The organism is Mesorhizobium sp. M7A.F.Ca.CA.002.05.1.1, from assembly GCF_003998335.1.
In the GTDB taxonomy this organism is placed as follows: domain Bacteria; phylum Pseudomonadota; class Alphaproteobacteria; order Rhizobiales; family Rhizobiaceae; genus Mesorhizobium.
Window position 1 is genome coordinate 1 of sequence record NZ_RZQI01001255.1, and the last position, 1,280, is coordinate 1,280.

General features: G+C 63.6%; 2 protein-coding genes. One reads left to right on the top strand and one right to left on the bottom strand.

Annotation, left to right across the window (positions count from 1 at the left end):
• Positions 1-46: 46 nt before the first annotated feature.
• Positions 47-676, bottom strand: a complete 630-nt coding sequence (locus tag EN939_RS34645; RefSeq protein WP_127271874.1) for a DUF1285 domain-containing protein — start codon at positions 674-676, stop codon at positions 47-49.
• 154 nt (positions 677-830) lie between these two features.
• Here EN939_RS34645 and EN939_RS34650 point away from each other — a divergent pair.
• On the top strand, positions 831-1,280 hold a 450-nt coding region (locus tag EN939_RS34650), incomplete at its 3' end, for an AAA family ATPase (protein WP_164751531.1).

Sequence of the window (1,280 nt, forward strand, 5' to 3'; positions counted from 1 at the left end):
CTCCAAGGGCGCCGTGTTCCCGATCATGCCGGCGTCACCTGGTCCATCACGCGCTCAGCCGCTTCAACTGGTCCGCCGGCATGATCGGGAACACGGCGCCCTTGGAGCGCACCGCGAACATCGTCTCGCCGCCGATCTCGACCTCCTCGCCATGCCCGACCAGCTCATACATAACCGGCCGCGCCACCAGCGCCTCCAGACGGCCCCGCACCAGCACATAGGGCTTCAATCCGCCGGTCTCGTTCTCGTCGACGAAGCGCAGCGGCCGTTCCGGCCCGGCCTCGACGACATCGCCGACATTGGTGCGGAAGGTGATGGTCTGCGCTTCGCCGCTACCCGAAACGTCCATTTCGACCGCGATGAACGGCGCATCGGCAACGCGGATGCCGACCTTTTCCACCGGTGTCACCAGATAGGTCCTGCCATCGGCGTCCTTGCGCAGCACCGAGGAGAAAAGCTGCACCAGCGGCATGCGCCCGATCGGCGTGCCCAGATAGAACCAGGTGCCGTCGGACTTGATCTCCATGTCCAGATCGCCGCAGAAGTCGGGATTCCAGCGTTCGACGGGTGCCGCCCCCTTGCCGGCACGGGCGGCGCGCGAGATGAGCGCCTCGAGGCCACGCGCCTCGGTGGCATCCGTCAGGCTTTCTTCACGATGTCCCAAGGGTCCCGTCATGGTCACGAAATAGTCACTGTTGTTGCGCTTGTCAGCCTAAGTCTGTGATTTAAGTTTCGACATAGGCGCCACGCGAGGCCGAATCGCGGCAACTTATGGTATGGTGCAGCCGTTGTTCCAGCCATGGTATTCCAACCACAAGGATCGATGCGGCATGAGCGTGATGGTCAAGGAAAGCCCGATCAGCGAAAAGGACATGATCGCCGAGGCCGAAAAGGCGCTTGCCGACATCTCCCGGATCCGCGACGGGGTCGGCCGGGTCATCTTCGGACAGGAAAGCGTCGTCGAGCGTACTCTGGTGGCTCTGCTGGCCGGTGGCCATGCGCTTTTGGTCGGCGTGCCGGGCCTCGCCAAGACCAAGCTGGTCGAAACACTTGGCATCGTGCTCGGCCTCGATTCGCGTCGCATCCAGTTCACGCCGGACCTGATGCCGTCCGATATCCTCGGCTCCGAAGTGATGGAGCAGGACGAAACCGGCAAACGCTCCTTCCGCTTCATCTCCGGGCCGATCTTCGCCCAGTTGCTGATGGCCGACGAGATCAACCGCGCGTCGCCGCGTACCCAGTCGGCGCTGCTGCAGGCCATGCAGGAATACCACGTCACC